General features: G+C 62.2%; 12 protein-coding genes. 7 read left to right on the plus strand and 5 right to left on the minus strand.

The window, feature by feature from the left end; all coding sequences use genetic code 11:
* Position 1: 1 nt before the first annotated feature.
* Together ABH939_RS04990 and ABH939_RS04995 are read right to left on the minus strand one after the other, a co-directional pair.
* Positions 2 to 976 (minus strand): ABC transporter substrate-binding protein, encoded by a 975-nt coding sequence (locus ABH939_RS04990; protein ID WP_165639597.1) that lies wholly within the window; start codon positions 974 to 976, stop codon positions 2 to 4.
* A gap of 71 nt (positions 977 to 1,047) precedes the next feature.
* On the minus strand, positions 1,048 to 1,686 hold the full coding sequence (locus tag ABH939_RS04995; protein ID WP_030536301.1) for a TetR/AcrR family transcriptional regulator: 639 nt from the start codon (positions 1,684 to 1,686) through the stop codon (positions 1,048 to 1,050).
* An 84-nt stretch (positions 1,687 to 1,770) separates the two neighbouring features.
* Between ABH939_RS04995 and ABH939_RS05000 the strand changes: the two genes are divergently transcribed.
* The 7 genes from ABH939_RS05000 (at position 1,771) to ABH939_RS05030 (ending at position 9,777) form a co-directional block, all read left to right on the plus strand.
* Positions 1,771 to 3,153 (plus strand): MFS transporter, encoded by a 1,383-nt coding sequence (locus ABH939_RS05000; RefSeq protein WP_047270341.1) that lies wholly within the window; start codon positions 1,771 to 1,773, stop codon positions 3,151 to 3,153.
* Between the two features lie 55 nt (positions 3,154 to 3,208).
* Entirely contained in the window at positions 3,209 to 4,201 is a 993-nt protein-coding gene (locus ABH939_RS05005) for an ABC transporter substrate-binding protein (RefSeq protein WP_404649400.1), read from the plus strand.
* Positions 4,198 to 6,099: an ABC transporter ATP-binding protein gene (locus ABH939_RS05010; protein ID WP_249342784.1), complete on the plus strand. Its 1,902-nt coding sequence runs from the start codon at positions 4,198 to 4,200 to the stop codon at positions 6,097 to 6,099. Before ABH939_RS05005 ends, ABH939_RS05010 begins: the two co-directional genes overlap by 4 nt.
* Positions 6,096 to 7,832, plus strand: coding sequence for an ABC transporter ATP-binding protein (locus tag ABH939_RS05015; protein WP_404649401.1), 1,737 nt, complete (start codon positions 6,096 to 6,098; stop codon positions 7,830 to 7,832). Before ABH939_RS05010 ends, ABH939_RS05015 begins: the two co-directional genes overlap by 4 nt.
* 5 nt (positions 7,833 to 7,837) lie before the next feature.
* Positions 7,838 to 8,479 (plus strand): TetR/AcrR family transcriptional regulator, encoded by a 642-nt coding sequence (locus tag ABH939_RS05020; RefSeq protein ID WP_054780876.1) that lies wholly within the window; start codon positions 7,838 to 7,840, stop codon positions 8,477 to 8,479.
* Between the two features lie 97 nt (positions 8,480 to 8,576).
* Positions 8,577 to 9,077 carry a nuclear transport factor 2 family protein gene (locus ABH939_RS05025; RefSeq protein ID WP_404649402.1) on the plus strand — a complete coding sequence of 167 codons (501 nt, stop codon included), beginning with the start codon at positions 8,577 to 8,579 and terminating at the stop codon, positions 9,075 to 9,077.
* A gap of 25 nt (positions 9,078 to 9,102) precedes the next feature.
* The gene (locus ABH939_RS05030) at positions 9,103 to 9,777 is read left to right on the plus strand and encodes a pyridoxal 5'-phosphate synthase (protein ID WP_042920963.1); all 675 of its coding nucleotides are present in this window, start codon (positions 9,103 to 9,105) and stop codon (positions 9,775 to 9,777) included.
* Positions 9,778 to 9,795: 18 nt separating this feature from the next.
* Here the strand turns inward: ABH939_RS05030 and ABH939_RS05035 are convergent, their stop codons facing one another.
* From ABH939_RS05035 to ABH939_RS05045, 3 genes are all read right to left on the minus strand, one after another.
* Positions 9,796 to 10,104, minus strand: a complete 309-nt coding sequence (locus ABH939_RS05035) for a hypothetical protein (RefSeq protein ID WP_306669658.1) — start codon at positions 10,102 to 10,104, stop codon at positions 9,796 to 9,798.
* A 355-nt stretch (positions 10,105 to 10,459) separates the two neighbouring features.
* The gene (gene pnuC, locus ABH939_RS05040) at positions 10,460 to 11,110 is read right to left on the minus strand and encodes a nicotinamide riboside transporter PnuC (protein ID WP_404649403.1); all 651 of its coding nucleotides are present in this window, start codon (positions 11,108 to 11,110) and stop codon (positions 10,460 to 10,462) included.
* The gene (locus tag ABH939_RS05045; RefSeq protein ID WP_135000451.1) at positions 11,110 to 12,714 is read right to left on the minus strand and encodes a peptide chain release factor 3; all 1,605 of its coding nucleotides are present in this window, start codon (positions 12,712 to 12,714) and stop codon (positions 11,110 to 11,112) included. The genes pnuC and ABH939_RS05045 overlap by 1 nt, the downstream gene beginning before the upstream one ends.
* Between the last annotated feature and the right edge of the window lie 347 nt (positions 12,715 to 13,061).

Genomic DNA, 13,061 nt, shown 5'->3' on the forward strand with positions numbered 1-13,061 from the left:
TTCAGGCGACGTTGCGGGCCTGGTCGAGTAGTTGTGCAACCTGCTCGAACCAGGCGCCGTAATTGGCGTAGGTGTTGGGACGCTTGTCGTCGAAGTCGATCACCTGGTTCGCGGTCACCGCGGGCAGCTTGACGAACACAGGTGATGCCGCGAATGCCTCTGCCGACTCCGCGAACTGGAACACGATGTCCGCCGGATAATCCGGTACCTGTTCCCAGCTGAGATCGGCCCAGCCCTTGTCGCCTCCCGGACCGGTGAACTTCACGCCCAGTTCCTTAAGGTACCCGAACTGAGCGAGCGCCGTTGTGCCTGCGTACAACTCGGAGCTGTCACCGTTCAGGGCGAGGACTTCGATGTCGTCGACCTTGGCCGCAGCAGTTCGGATGCGCTCCGCACCGGATTCGAATGCTTCCTTGCCCTCGCGTGCTGCGGCTGTGTCGGTGTTCCCGCCGAGTGCTTCGGCGAGTGAGGCGTACTCGTTCAACACGTCCGGTGTCGAGGCTCCGGAGAACTTGACGCCGACAAACGGTGCAACATTGTTGACGGTCTTGCCCATCGGCTCGTCCCACCAAGTCCATCGTGTCGGGTCGTCGCTGTTGCCGTACCCGATGACCAGGTCTGGGTCCAGCGCCGCAAGAGCTTCCGCGCTGAGTTCACCTTCACGGCCGACGACGGTCATCGTCGACTCGTCAGCGCGATCGGTGACGTCTGGATTGCCGACGCCGTAACCAAAGATGCCGACCGGCCGAATGCCGTAGTCCCACAGAGCCGCAGCGGAGTACGCGTCGACGACGATCCGCTCCGGGGCGTGGTCGAGGGTGATCGTGTTTCCGTATCCCGTTGTGTAACTCCAGGACTGGTCGGCAGACCTGGTCTCGGTAGAGGGCGCTGCGTCACTACTTCCGCAACCGGCGAGTAGGAGTGTGGCGACGACGGGCAGTGCGGCGAAGCCGGCGAGCCGGCGATTGATTTTCATGAGAACCTTCCGAACATGGCTAACTAAGCTAGGTAAGCCTAACCTGACATGTCATTCGGTTGTTCTCGGGGTCAGTTGCCCTGCCACATCTGAAGCCATTCGCTCCAGGACGGGGGAGTGATCGTTGGTCGGGGTGTTCCGCCACGAAGTCCGTCGAGCATGAAGTCGAGATAGCGCGTGTGTATTTCGGTGGCTCGATCACCCTCGATCGGCAGAGTCGGCCGCAGATGCACTGTCATGAGCATGACGTCTGCAGCAGTGAAGTCGGGCGGGACTTCGCGAGCGTCGATGCAGACGTCGACCATCGATTGCAGTGCGGCCTCCAATTCTTCGGCGGCACGAGTGACTTCGGCGTGTTCAGGTAACTTGCCGCCGAGGACCGGAATGAGCGGCCCAACTGATTCGGTGAGGTATCGCGAGAAGAACGTCTTCAATACGGCTTCATCGGTTTTCGCGGTGCTCATGCACTCTCGGGCGAGGGTGGCGAGGTGGTCGATCGCCCAGACGCGCAGGGATTGCGCCAGTTCCTCCTTGCCTCGGTATCGGCGATAGATGCTGCCTACTCCCACTCCGGCCCGGGTGGCAATTGCCGATACCGGTGCATTCCAACCCTGTTCGGCAAAAATCTCGCGCGCTGCTCGCAGTACGGTGACGTCGTTGTCTGCGGCTTCTCGGGCGCGTCCGGGGAGGCTCGCATTCTCTTTCGCCATTCCCACAGGCTAGCAATGCATGGTTTACTCAATCGGAACGGAGTGTTCCGTTCCGATTCGATTCATGATTGGAGGAAGGTGTCGATGACAACCTTGGCGGAGGCGCCCACGCGATCCGGGAGCCGGGTGATCGCCGCGCTTGCGGGGGCGGTACTCGTCTACTCGCTCATGCAGACCATGCTGGTACCGGCGTTGCCGGTGTTGGGTGAGCATTTCGACACGTCCGTGGCGGTGACCGGCTGGATCCTGACGGCGTACCTGTTGGCGGCCGCGGTGATGGCTCCGATAGTCGGCGCGATGGGTGACCGATTCGGCGACAAGCGAGTCCTGGTGATCGTCCTGATCATCTTCGCTCTCGCGACATTTGCCGCGGCAGCCGCCCCGAATATCGGGGTGCTGCTTGTCGTTCGAGCTGTCCAGGGAGTGAGCATGGCGAGCTTCCCGCTTGCGATGGCAGTACTGCGGAGAACGGTAGTAGGTCCCGAGTTGTCTTCAGGGATAGGTTGGCTCGCTGGGACTTTGGGAATCGGTGCCGGAAGTGCACTGGTGATCGGCGGTGTCATCCTCGAGTATCTCAGTTGGCAGTGGTTGTTCGTGATCACCGGGATCTTGATCGTGCTCGCATTGGTCGCAGTGGTGGCCGTGGTTCCGGGCTCGCATCGCCGCCCGGGTATGCCGACGGACTGGGCCGGTGCCGGCGCTCTGGCGTTCGGATTGGTGAGCCTGCTATTGGCGATCACGAAAGCCTCCGACTGGGGAGTTTTGTCGCTCGGATTCTGGGGTCTGGTGGTAGTCGCGTTCGTTTCGTTCGCGACACTGATTGCCGTCGATTCCCGCCACGACGCGCCGATCGTCGACATGCGAGTTTTTCGGGACAAGCCGATGATGATCACCAGCGCACTCACCCTGGTGTTCGGGTTCGTGCCGTACATTTTCTATCTCTGTCTGCCGCGGATCCTCCAGGCGCCGGAAACGTCCACGTATGGAAGCGGATTCACCGTTGTGCAGACCGGCTTGGCGCTCTTGCCCGCCGCTGTCCTCGTCTTTCTCGGTGGCCGCTTGACGCCGGCTCTCGCGCGGCGATTCGGGCCGCGGGTGCCCGCTGTCATAGCGCTGGCCCTCATGGCGGCGGGCGCAGTCGGACTCGCGATCTGGCCGAGTTCGGTGGTTGCGATCGTGGCGTTCTTTTCCCTCGTCGGATTGGGGAACGGCGTGGGGTTCGCGGTCTGTGCTCTGTTGGTTGCCTCGATCGTCCCGCCATCGGAAATGGCAGCAGCCAGTGGAGTCAACAGTGTGATCAGAACCGTCGGTTCGGCGGTGGGCGCCCCGGTGACCACAGCGGTCCTGGCGATCGGCATTTCCGGCGACTCGTTCGCGCTGGCGTTCGTGATGGGTGCCGTCATCAGTGTTGTCGCCTGTCTGCCGGCGATTGCACTTCCAGCGACGAGGACTGCACAAAAGGCGTGACTTATTGTAGGCTCCCCTAATCGAGACAGCGTGTAACTAAAGCGGGGAGAGAAGGATGCGGCAGCAGTGGGGCCTGCGAGCAACGGCACTCGCAGCGACAGCAACGGCGCTTGTCGGTTGCTCCGTGGGCGGCGATGACGCAGACGCATCGGAAACAGGCGAGTCGTCGGCCGTACCTGCACCTCAGAAACTGCTCGCACTGGACGAGTTCGCAGCGCTCAACGCACTCACGCTCGGGGTCAAGCCCGATACGGTCTTCGCCACGCTGCAGTCGCAGGCGGCGAAGGAGATATTGCAGAGTGAGGGGATCGAGGTCGTCGACAAACCGACGTTCTTCCAATCACCAGATGCGGAGCAGATCGCGGCCGTTCATCCTGACCGAATCCTGCTCAGTGATGTCGGCTCGTTGACGTCGATCACCTTGCGGGCCAACGAGATTGCCCCGACGACGGTGCTCGCCTATGCGGCGCCGTGGCGCGAAGTTCTGAATACCGCGGCGACTGCACTGGGTCGAGAGTCCGAAGCTCGCGAAATCGTGTCGAGGCTCGAGGCCAAATTTGCCGAAGTATCCGGAACGTTCGAGGCGCAACCGCAGACACTGTCAGTGCTGGTGGGATTCTCCGGCGGCATGTACACCGTCATCCCGGAGTCGCCGATGTCCTCGATCATCGAGGAAGCCGGTTTCGGGCGCCCGCAAGCCGAACTCGACGCGAAGATCGGCCCCAACACAGGTGTTGCCACGTCTTCGGTGTCAGACGAGGAGGTCGGACAGCACGCGGCGGACGCGATGGTCGTGACCTCGGGCAACATCTACGACGGCGCTCTAGTTCACGCAAATCCACTGTTCAACGAGATCTCCGCAGTGAAGGCCGGACGCACAGTGGACGTGAGCGGTGAACTTTGGTTCGGCAGTTATCCTTTCGCGGTCTACTGGATCCTCGAAGACCTCGAGGCTCTTGCCGATCTCACTCTCACCGGCGCGGAACTCCAAGGCCGCATCGCATCCGACGCCGACGCAGTAACCCGATGGAAGGCGTTCTCGAAATGACGACGACACAGGCTACGAAAGCAGACATTTCATCTGAAGAGGCCGACGCATCACAAGGAGCGACGGCCGAAGCCTCGCAAGCCAAAGCTGAAGCGGCGGCGCACAAGAGCGCGCTTCGCGAACTCCTTGCGCCAGTTCGTACACGGACCACCATCGCGATGGTGATGCAGGTGATCGCCGCGGTCGCGGCCATCGTGCCGTACGTGGCCATCGCCGAGTTGGGTAAGACGCTGATCGTGGGCGGCGACATCGACTCGTCTCGCGTCTGGACGATCGTGTGGGTGGTCGTCTTCGGTCTGGGTATGCGTGCGTTCTTCGGAGGCGGTGCATTGATCGTGACGCACTTCGCCGATGTCAATCTTCAAGCTGTGCTTCGGCGTCGAATCGCAGCGACACTCGGTCGACTTCCACTGGGCTGGTTCACCTCCCACTCGTCCGGAACCGTACGCAAAGCCGCGCAGAACGACATCTCCGATCTCCACTACCTGGTTGCGCACAGCGCCGTCGAGACCACCGGCGCCATCGCGGTGCCGCTCGTCGGGCTCGGCTACGTGATCTCGATCGACTGGCGTCTGGGACTGGTCGCGATTGCCACCCTCCCGATCTACATGATCGCCTACGCCATGATGACCAAGGACATGGCCGTCAAGATGAGCCGGATGAATGAGGGCATCGCGGCCATCAGCAACACAATCGTCGAGTTCGTCACCGGCATCGCAGTGGTCAAGACCTTCGGTCAGGACAAGCAGTCACATTCTCGATACCGCGACGCTGCCAAGGCGTTTGCCGTCTCGTACGAGGGCTGGGTTCGCCCGATGCTCCGGACCGAGGCACTGGCCTCGATTGCGTTGAGCGCACCGGTTGTGCTGGTGGTCAACCTTGGCCTCGGCTCGTGGTTCGTTCACTCCGGATGGGTGTCACCCGTCGATGTGCTGACCAGTTCTCTTGTCGCGATGGTGATTCCGGTGTCGGTGACGACCATCGGTTTCGGTATGCAGGCACGCCGTGAGGCAGCCGCCGCTGCGGCGCGACTGATCGCGCTGTTCGCAACCGACGCTCTGCCGGAAACCGATCATCCGAAAAAGCCTGTGGGGAACGAAGTTCGATTCTCCGGAGTTTCCTTTGCATACGACGACGGCGCCGACGTCCTGTCCGACATTGATCTGACGCTGCCGGAGGGCACGGTGACGGCGCTGGTCGGACCGTCGGGTTCGGGTAAGTCGACGCTGGCGACGTTGGTTCCGAGGTTCCACGACGTGCGTGCCGGATCCGTGGCCATCGGTGGTGTCGACGTCAGGGAAGTCGCTACCGACGAGCTGTACCGCCACGTCGGATTCGTTCTGCAGGACGTGCAGCTGGTCGAAGCGACCGTGCTCGACAACATTCGGCTTGCCCGACCGCAGGCGACTTCGGCCGAGGTGAAGGCCGCTGCCGCAGCCGCGCAGATCGACACCCGAATCGAAGCGCTCCCGAGGGGGTACGACTCGGTGGTCGGGGTCGACGCCAGATTCTCGGGTGGTGAAGCCCAAAGAGTCTCCATCGCGCGTGCGATTCTCGCGGACACTCCTGTTCTCGTGCTCGACGAGGCAACCGCGTTCGCCGACCCGGAGTCCGAAGCCGATATCCAAGAAGCGCTGTCGCGTTTGACGGTGGGGCGCACCGTGCTGGTGATCGCGCACCGGTTGGCTTCGATCGTGAGTGCCGATCAGATCGTGGTCCTCGACGCCGGACGGATCGTGGAGAAGGGCACGCACGATCAGCTTGTGGCGAGTGGTTCAACCTATGCGCGGATGTGGGCGAGTCACAGTCGGGCCGACTCGATTGAACACAGTCGGGCCGACTCGATTGAACGCAACACCGCAGGTAAGTCTGACGCAGCAGGAAAGGCCAACTCATGATTCGCGACCTCTTCCGGATACTCGGCCCGCAGAATCAGGGCCGATATCGCGAGTTCCTGGTGTGGGCAGTGTTGTACGGCGTGATGCAGGGTTTGGCAGTGGCGCTTCTGGTCCCTGCGGTGCAGGCACTGTTCGATCAGAACTGGGGCAGTTTCGTTCGGTGGCTCGCCGCCATGGCCGTATGCGCTGTGATCAGTTCGATTGCGCACTACCTGCAGGCGATGAAGGGCTTCGAGTCGGCCCTCACTCTGCTGCGGACGATGCATCTGCGCCTGGGAGATCATCTCGTCACTCTGCCGCTCGGCTGGTTCGGCGCCGGCCGACTCGGGCAGGTGTCGCAGGTTGCCAGCAAGGGCACCATCTCGGTGATGGGGGCCGCTGCGCACCTGATGACACCGATCATCTCCGGAATTGCCAGCCCGGCAACCATTGTCGTGTGCATGTTGTTCTTCGACTGGCGGCTCGGGCTCGCGCTGGTAATCAGCGTTCCGATTCTCTTCGCGGCAGCACGATTTGCCTCGACGATGACTGCCAAGGCCGACGATCGGGCCCATGCAGCGGCCGTCGAATCGAACAATCGAGTGCTCGAATACGCGCGTTGCCAACCGGTCCTGCGTGCTTTCGGACGCACCCACGGGGTGTACGAACCGCTCGACGACGCGATCGAAGCGCAACACACTGCGGGTCGTTCACAACTGTGGTTCGTGGTGATCGGGTCCGTGGTCAACGGGATCGCCCTGCAATTCGTGTTCTCTGCCGTGATCATCTTGGGCGCGTTCCTCGCGCTCGGCGGCGACATCGATCCGGTCACGTTGATCGCGCTACTCGGACTGACCGCACGGTTCATCCAGCCGCTGGGTGAGATCGGCGAGTTCGGCGGTGCAATCAGAATGGCACGCAATGAAATCCGGCGAATGTCCGAGATCCTCGAAGTTGAACCAATGGTCGAACCCGATACCAGCGGGACGGCGACGGGGGAGACGGCAGTGCAGTTCGACGCCGTCGACTTCGGATACGCGGACGGTGGGCAGGTTCTGCGAAACATCTCCTTCGACGTGCCACGGAAGTCGTTGACGGCGTTGGTCGGTTCGTCAGGGTCCGGCAAAACCACCGTCACTCGGTTGATCTCGCGCTTCTACGACGTCGACTCCGGTGTGGTGCGTGTCGGCGGCGTCGACGTGCGGGACCTCACGAGTGCCGACCTGATGTCGCAGCTGTCTCTGGTCTTCCAGGACGTGTACCTCTTCGACGACACGTTGATCGCGAACATCCGCCTCGGCCGCCCCGAAGCCACGGACGAAGAAGTCTTCGACGTGGCTCGGATCGCGGGCGTCGCGGAAATCGTCGAGCGGCTTCCGCGGGGTTGGGACACCCGTGTCGGTGAGGGCGGGACGGCACTGTCCGGTGGAGAGCGGCAGCGGGTCTCCATTGCACGCGCACTCCTCAAACGCGCACCTGTCGTTCTGCTCGACGAGGCGACGGCCGCGCTCGATCCCGAGAACGAGGCACACGTTCAACGTGCGATGCAAGAACTCGCCAGGGAAAGCACACTGCTCGTGATCGCTCACAAACTGTCGACCGTCGTGGCCGCAGATCAGATCATCGTGCTCGGTGACGACGGTTCGATCGTCGAAGTGGGCACCCACGAAGTCCTGCTCGCAGCCGGTGGGAACTACGCCGCGTTCTGGAATCAGCGCCACCGTGCGTCGGGATGGCGGTTGGTGGCAAGCTGAGCAGAATGCAGACCGGAAAGAAGACGGGGCGGCCGCCGACGTTGTCGACAGTGGACATCGTCGAGGCCGCCCTCGCCGGTGATCTGAGTGAACTGACCATGCCGAGCGTGGCAAAGCGGCTGGGCGTCAGTCATTCTGCACTTTATCGCTACTTCGCAGACCGCGAAGCGCTGCTGCGTGCCTGCTCGGATCATGTTGTGCGTCAGACTGTATGGCCCGATACGAATCGTCCGTGGCGCGAATTCCTGAAGGATTTCTGCGACGTTCTGTGGTCCTCGTTCGAGCGCTATCCAGGTCTGGCCCAGGTCGGTCTCGCAGTTCCGGGCACGCCGCCGGCGATAATCGAGATCGTGGAGAAACTGGTCGGTTCGTTGACTGCGCAAGGCTTCACACCCCACGATGCGATATTGGCGGTGGACTTCATCTCCGAGGTGACGATGACGCAGTTCGCAATGATGGCGGCGATGGACAAGACCGTCAGCTCCGCCGATTCACGTTCCGCGCGACAGGCGTATCAGGAAAGTTGGAATGCATCGGAGTCGTTGATCGAGGGAATCGGCGACGAATCGACGTGGCACGGGCGAGGTTGGTTGGACGAGAAGATCACGATCATGCTCGACGGCCTGGAAAAGCGTGTTATCGGCTGACATTTCTACTAGCTTTGAGAGTAATGCCCGTTTCGGCGTGATACAGGCTAATGTGCACACATAGGACGGGTGGTTGCTGCACCGGGAGGCGGGGATCATGGATCTCGAAGCGATTGTTCTCATCCAAAGACTCAAGTACCGATACGCACGCGCCTTGGACACCAAATCGTGGGTCGAATTCGCCGACACTCTGACCGTCGACGCCACCGCGATCTACGGAGAACAACTCAGTTTCGATTCCCGAGATTCGTTCGTCTCCTTCCTCGAGAACACTCTCGGATCACACATCATCACCGAACATCAGTGCGGGCAACCCGAGATCGACGTCGACGGAGACACCGCAACCGGGATCTGGTGCCTCGCGGACACAGTGGTAATCCCCGAAGACGGCATGCTGCTTCGCGGATCGGCCTTCTATCACGACAGATACACCCGCTGCAGCGACGGTCAATGGCGAATCTCCCACACGAGCTACGAGCGGACCTGGGAATCGGTGGTGGCGCTCGCCGACATGCCGAGTTTCCGATTGACGTCCAACAAGTGGGCGCTGCTGCAGCAACCGTCGTTCGGCGACTCGGTCGTTCGCAACGTCTCCTGAGGTCGCCCGCGATTAGAGTCGGCTCATGGTTGATGCAGATTTTTCGCTGCCTGACGTACGGACGTGGATTCGCGGTATCCCCGCGCTGACCGGAACTCCGCCGCCCGCGCCCGAGTGTTTTCCGGAAAAGCCGGGGGAGTTGTTCCTCGACTGGCTCCGTGCGGCCGTAGCCTTCGGCGTCGTCGAGCCACACGTGTGTGCGCTCTCGACCGTGGACGGCGACGGTATGCCTGATTCTCGCTTCCTCATCCTCAAGGACGTGACCGAGGGTGGGTTCTGGTTCTCTGGTTCAGCTGCTTCGCCGAAAGGTGTTGAGCTGAAAGAAAATCCGCGAGCATCGCTCGCCTTCTACTGGCGCGAAACAGGCCAACAGGTCCGGATTCGCGGAACGGTTCGCGAGGGCGACGACGCACTTCGACGCCGAGACTTCGTCGAACGCTCCGTCACGGCGAGAGCGGTGGCGACGGCAAGTGAGCAGAGCGAGGTGCTCGAAGACTTAGGGGCGTACGACACGTCGGTGGCCGCTGCGGAAGCAAGAATCAGCGACGACCCAGGGTTCGTGTCGAAGGACTGGCGTGCGTGGTGCCTCGAGCCGGAGTCTGTCGAGTTCTGGCAGGCAGACTCCGGGCGTCGGCATCAGCGGTGGTTGTACCGGCGCGGCTCGGACCGAGCATGGACACGAGCAGTGCTGTGGCCCTAAGGGGCAGCTGGGCCCAGATCAGCTCGCGCTGATCTCCGGCGATACGAGGTTGACGACGATCGACTGTCCGCCCAGTTTGGCGTGGATTTCGGGATGTTCGAACCCCGAGGACAACAGGTAGCTGCCGAGCATCGTGAGCAACTCGTCCAGATCCGTCGTGGGATCGGAGGAATGTGCGCTCGAGGGTGAGGCCTGATTTGCGATGAGTTCGGTGTGGGTGAGTCGACCGGCCACTCGAACGGCGGCTACGCCCATCGCGTCGCGACGTACGACGGTACGACTCCGAGTTTCGAGCGTCCTCGATGATTCGCGTGTTGAAGCTGGCACTGAAAGGTCCTCTCCGCTGCTGTGTGCGGCCGTGGTTCGGGCAGGAAGCGGAAACGTGAATGCATCGGATTGCTTGGGTGCGGTCGACAGAAAATCCGCTGTGGCGGTGGCACTGCTGGAACCGTTACCCGTGGAAAGGTTGCTCCCAGAACCATTGCTTGCAGAACCATTGCTTGCAGAACCATTGCTTGCAGAACCATTACTTGCGGAACTATTGGCTCTCGATCCGTTGCCGGAACCGTTGGGGCCCGCTATTCCGTGAGAATTCTTGTCTTCCATTGTTTCGCTCCTGATGCCCGTAAACAGACCGCCGGTTTGCTTAATCGACGCAAACATACCAGGAGTTGGTTTACGGTCACACCCCTTGTGGAGTTCGGCGTTGAATGCGCAGCCACATTGCGAAGCCCCACAGTACGAAGAATGCATAGACCAGATAGAGGATCGCCGAAGGGTAATAGCCGGCTCGGAAAAGAAGCGGAACACCAACGGCGTCGACCCCGATCCAGATGAGCCAGAATTCGGTCCAGCCGCGCGCCATGCCGTATGTCGCGAGGATGGAGCCGGTGAAGATCCAGGCCTCCGCCCACGCTCCGTACGAGCCGAGGAGGTCGAAGATCCAGGCGAAAGCGATTGTGCCGCTGGACATGACGGCGATCATGGCGACGCGCTCGCGAGTTGTCGCCCAGTGGGGCAGGACTGCGCGACCGGAGTCGCGTGCCCCGCGTCGCCACTGAGTCCACCCGTAGACGCTGACGGTGATGAACAACAACTGACGGCCGGCCTGGCCGTAGAGATTGAGCTCTTGCGGCGTGTGGAAAAGTGCGCCCATGAACACCGTGAACAACAAGGCATTTCCGGCTATACCGACGGGCCACGCCCATACCGAGCGTCGCGCGCCCGCGATCGCGGAGCCGATTCCGAACGCGTTTCCGATGATCTCTCGCCAGAGAATCGTGGCGCTGCCGATGTGCAGTTCGGCGTCGAACAGCGCCTCGATCAGGCTCATCAGTCCGCAGCAGCGACGAGGGGTTCGAGCGTCAGATCCGGGAGTTCCTTCTGGATGTACTGCAGGCGCCACTTGTCACTGACCAGGGCGAGCAGAACACCGTCGGAACGGGTGAAGACCTCCACACCTCGTTGACGGTTCAGTTCGACCTCGGACGCGGCGTCGGTACGGCGAGCCAATGCGTAGCCGAGCGGTTCCATCTTGGCCTCGACGTTGAACTCGGCCTTCATGCGTGCTGCGACGACCTCGAACTGCATCGGGCCGACGGCCGCCATGACGGGGGAGGCGTCGCCGCGGATGTCGTTGCGGAGAATCTGGACGACGCCCTCGGAATCGAGTTGGTCGACAGCACGGCGGAACTGCTTGTACTTGCCGGCGCTTTCGGCGCGCAGGATCGAGAAGTGTTCCGGCGCGAACGACGGGATCGGCGGGAACTCCACCTTCTTCTCGGTGTACAGCGTGTGGCCGGGTGCGAGTGCGGTGGCGTTGACGAGGCCGACGACGTCGCCGGGGAACGCGGATTCGACGGTGGAACGTTCACGTCCGAATACCGTCTGGGCGTACTTGGTCGTGAAGGGCTTGCCGGTTTGGGCGTGTGTGACAACCATGCCGCGCTCGAACACGCCGGAGACGATGCGCATGAACGCCAGACGGTCGCGGTGCGCGGTGTCCATACCGGCCTGCACCTTGAAGACGACCGCACTGAACGGATCGGTGACCTCGCGCGGCTTGCCGCTGAGGTCTTCGCGCCCACGCGGCGGCGGCGCCAATTCGACGAGGGTGTCGAGGATCTGGCGGACGCCGAAGTTGAGCATCGCGGACGCGAAGATCACCGGGGAAGTCTGACCGGCGAGGAACATCTCCTGATCGTGGTCCTGGCCGGTAGCGGAGAGCAGTTCACTCTCCTCGGCCGCGGTCTCCCACTCGGAGCCTTCCTTGGCGAGCGCCGCGTCGGCGTCCATGACCTCTTCGGGGGCGATCTTCGCGCCGCCTGCGGTACGGGTGAAGCGGACGTACTCGCGAGCCTCACCGTCTTCACCGCGCCGCAGCAGTCCGCGGAAGTCGCCGGCGATGCCGACCGGCCAGTACAGGGGGGTGGGCGTGAGGCCGATCCGTTCGCTGATCTCGTCGAGCAGTTCGAGAGGAGTCTGACCGGGACGGTCCCACTTGTTGATGACGGTGATGACCGGAATGCCGCGGTGACGACACACCTGAAACAGCTTGAGCGTCTGCGGTTCGAGGCCCTTGGCAGCGTCGATGAGCATGACCGCCGCGTCGACGGCGGTCAGGACGCGGTACGTGTCCTCGGAGAAGTCGGAGTGACCGGGGGTGTCGACGAGGTTGATGACGTTGATCTGCTCGTCCGGGGTCTCGGACGAGTGGTAGTTGAACTGCAGTGCGGTGGAACTGACGGAAATGCCGCGGGCCTTCTCCATCTCCATCCAGTCCGAGACCGTCGACTTGCGGCCTGCCTTGCCGTGGACGGCTCCTGCCTCCGAGATCTTCTTCGCGTGCAGTGCCAGCGCTTCGGTCAGCGTCGACTTTCCGGCGTCGGGATGCGAGATGACGGCGAAGGTGCGGCGACGCTCTGCCTCGGCGGACAGGCCCTTGGTCGTCGTCGTGACCGCGACCGACCCGCTCTCGGTTGAATCGGGGCCTTCGGTGTCGGACTGGACAGTCGAGTCGGAAGGGACGGTCGAGTCGGACGGGGTAGTCAACGAAGAACCTCTCGAAGTGGGCGTCGGTGCCGGCGACGTGCCGGTGCGCGGACAGGTGGAGAGTGCGGCAGCACAACAGAGAAAGGATACTCGCAGACCACGATGCAATAGCCACTGCGGCGTAACACTCGGCGAACGATCGCTGATTATCCATGTATGTGTGTGTTCGAACACACAGCCATTTGTGTCCTGCGAAGAGTTGCACTGATCGAAGAGTGACACTGACCGAGGAG

The organism is Rhodococcus sp. 27YEA6 (assembly GCF_044908235.1).
In the GTDB taxonomy this organism is placed as follows: Bacteria; Actinomycetota; Actinomycetes; order Mycobacteriales; family Mycobacteriaceae; genus Rhodococcus_F; species Rhodococcus_F qingshengii.

Bases quoted from the DNA above. Each gene is read 5' to 3' on its own strand.
- ABH939_RS05010 (WP_249342784.1), top strand. From the start codon at position 4,198: ATGACGACGACACAGGCTACGAAAGCAGACATTTCATCTGAAGAGGCC.
- ABH939_RS05020 (WP_054780876.1), top strand. From the start codon at position 7,838: ATGCAGACCGGAAAGAAGACGGGGCGGCCGCCGACGTTGTCGACAGTG.
- ABH939_RS05005 (WP_404649400.1), top strand. From the start codon at position 3,209: ATGCGGCAGCAGTGGGGCCTGCGAGCAACGGCACTCGCAGCGACAGCA.
- ABH939_RS04995 (WP_030536301.1), bottom strand. From the start codon at position 1,686: ATGGCGAAAGAGAATGCGAGCCTCCCCGGACGCGCCCGAGAAGCCGCA.
- pnuC (WP_404649403.1), bottom strand. From the start codon at position 11,110: ATGAGCCTGATCGAGGCGCTGTTCGACGCCGAACTGCACATCGGCAGC.
- ABH939_RS05000 (WP_047270341.1), top strand. From the start codon at position 1,771: ATGACAACCTTGGCGGAGGCGCCCACGCGATCCGGGAGCCGGGTGATC.
- ABH939_RS05030 (WP_042920963.1), top strand. From the start codon at position 9,103: ATGGTTGATGCAGATTTTTCGCTGCCTGACGTACGGACGTGGATTCGC.
- ABH939_RS05025 (WP_404649402.1), top strand. From the start codon at position 8,577: ATGGATCTCGAAGCGATTGTTCTCATCCAAAGACTCAAGTACCGATAC.
- ABH939_RS05015 (WP_404649401.1), top strand. From the start codon at position 6,096: ATGATTCGCGACCTCTTCCGGATACTCGGCCCGCAGAATCAGGGCCGA.
- ABH939_RS04990 (WP_165639597.1), bottom strand. From the start codon at position 976: ATGAAAATCAATCGCCGGCTCGCCGGCTTCGCCGCACTGCCCGTCGTC.